We start from the raw sequence: 2,484 nt of genomic DNA, 5'->3' as shown, positions 1-2,484 counted from the left end.
GATCTGGCACTTCCCCTCAATAGCGTGCCGCTGGTGGATACGGAACTGGAAGTGCGCTACCAGGGCTGCATTGAAGACACCCTGTGCTACCCGCCCACCAAAAAAATCATCGAGTTCGCCAACCCCCAACCGACAAAAAAGCCGGTGGCCGCTCCGCCAGCAGCGGCGTCTGACTCCAGCGCTGGCCCAGGCTTCCTCGACACGCTGCAGTCCGAAGATGCCAACGCCTTCAATCAGTGGATGAAAGACCAGCCCCTTGGCCTGATCATCGGCCTGTTTTTTGTGGGCGGCCTGCTCTTGGCCTTTACCCCGTGCGTTTTTCCCATGGTACCGATCCTGTCCGGCATCATTGCCGGAGAGAAAGAGCCCAGTGCCGCCCGCGGCTTCACCCTGAGTGTCAGCTATGTGCTGGGCATGGCGGTCCCCTATACGCTGGCCGGCCTGCTGGTGGCAATGTTCGGCGCCGGGCTCAACCTGCAGTTCTTGCTCCAGCAACCGGCGGCGATCCTCACCTCCGTAGTGGTCTTTGTGGTGTTGGCCCTGTCCATGTTCGGGCTATATGAACTCCAGCTGCCGGCCGCGCTGCGCAACAAGCTTCAGCAACCGGGGCAGGAAGCCCGCGGCAGCCTGATCGGCGCCGCCATCATGGGGACAATCTCGGCCCTGGTGGTCTCCCCCTGCGTCACCCCCATCCTGGCCGGCGCCCTGATCTACGTGGCCGCCAGCGGTGATGCGGCCACCGGTGCCGCCTCCCTGTTTGCCCTGTCCATCGGTATGGGCCTGCCGCTGATCATCTTCGGCACCGGCGGCGGCAGCCTGCTGCCCCGTGCCGGCATGTGGATGGAAGAGATCAAACGGTTCTTCGGCGTGGTCATGCTGGGCGTGGCCATCTGGCTGTTGGACCGCATCATCAGTGACACTATCACCCTGGGCCTCTACGGCCTGTTGCTGGCCGTCTATGGCGTGCAGCTCGGGGCACTGGAGCCGGCCGGGGAAGGCCTTGCCCGCCTCAAGCGCGGCCTGGCCCTGGTGCTGGCCCTATATGGCGCGGTAATGATTGTCGGGGCGTTAAGCGGCGGCAAGGATCCACTACAGCCGCTGGCACACATGACCCAGCCAGCAACCCCGGTGGCAGGCAGTGCGGCCTCCAGCAATGCGGCAACCGCGAACGACCACGGCCCCTGGCAAACCATCGTTGGCAAGACCTCGCTGGAGCAGGCACTGTCCGCATCCCGCCAGGCCGGTAAACCGGTGCTGGTGGACTTCTTCGCTGAATGGTGTGTGGCCTGCAAGGTGCTGGAAGAAACCACCCTTAGCCACCCCGATGTACTCAACGCCATGGGCGGCTTCGACCTGTACCGGGTGGACATTACCGAGATCAATGCCGACAGCCAGGCGATCATGGAGCAATACAATATCCTCGGCCTGCCTGCCCTGGTCTTCTTCACTCCCGCCAGCGCCGAAATCCCCGACTCCCGGGTGCTGGGCGAGATGGGTCCGGAACGCTTCATTGAGCATTTGAACAAGCGGGTCATGCCGACGTTGTAACGCGCCCCCCTATCCAGCCACCTTTACCCATCACAATAGGCTGAGGGAGCTTGCTAGCAAGCAGGCTCTCTCAGCCGCCTCGTTATATAGCCCAAGGCATACCGCCTATACAACCCCCATGAAATGGTACCGATATCACGCAATCTTCCGGTAACTTGTAACGAATGTTGTAAAGCCCTTTTTTCTGTCATGGTTTGCCCCTAATATTGCATTTGTGCAAGAAAGCCCGGACTAATCCGGATTTTTCCAGCACGATCACTGCAAATAACGACAAATTCGCAAGGGGACCCGTTTTGGCTTCCATTCTGGTCTTACATGGCCCAAACCTGAACCTGCTTGGCACCCGCGAGCCGGACAAGTATGGCCATGCCACCCTGGCGGACATCAACCAGCAACTGCAGGAACAGGCCAGCACGGCCGGCCATCACCTGCAGCATCTGCAAAGCAACGCGGAATACGAGCTGGTCGAGCGCGTACACGATGCCCGCACCGAGGGAATCGACTTCATCATTATCAACCCGGCGGCGTTCACCCATACCAGCGTGGCACTGCGTGACGCCTTGTTGGCGGTGAACATTCCCTTTATTGAAGTGCACCTGTCCAACGTGCATGCCCGGGAAGCCTTTCGCCACCACTCCTATTTTTCCGATATTGCCAAGGGCGTTATCTGCGGCCTGGGCGCCACCGGGTATGCGTTGGCGCTAACCGCTGCTCTCGAACAACTGGATGACTGAACATGGATATTCGTAAAATCAAGAAACTGATTGAGCTGCTCGAAGAATCCGGCATTGAAGAGCTGGAGATCTGTGAAGGGGAAGAGTCTGTACGCATCAGCCGCGGCTCTCGTCACCCTGCAGCGCCAGCCCACTATTATGCCGCGCCGCAAGCGGCAGCAGCGGCGCCTGCACCAGCAGCAGCTCCAGCACCTGCCGCCGA

General features: G+C 60.5%; 2 protein-coding genes and 1 pseudogene. All 3 read left to right on the top strand.

Annotated elements, in window-relative coordinates:
* On the top strand, nucleotides 1–1,548 hold a 1,548-nt coding region (gene dsbD / locus A3754_RS17720), incomplete at its 5' end, for a protein-disulfide reductase DsbD (protein ID WP_063520761.1).
* 293 nt (nucleotides 1,549–1,841) lie between these two features.
* Entirely contained in the window at nucleotides 1,842–2,282 is a 441-nt protein-coding gene (gene aroQ, locus A3754_RS17715) for a type II 3-dehydroquinate dehydratase (protein WP_063520760.1), read from the top strand.
* Nucleotides 2,283–2,284: 2 nt separating this feature from the next.
* Nucleotides 2,285–2,484 (top strand): annotated as a pseudogene (locus A3754_RS26245) (acetyl-CoA carboxylase biotin carboxyl carrier protein); the annotation flags it as partial.

This window comes from Alcanivorax sp. HI0083, from assembly GCF_001635175.1.
Note: the sequence above shows the minus strand (reverse complement) of the source record. Positions and strands in the feature narration are given on the sequence as shown.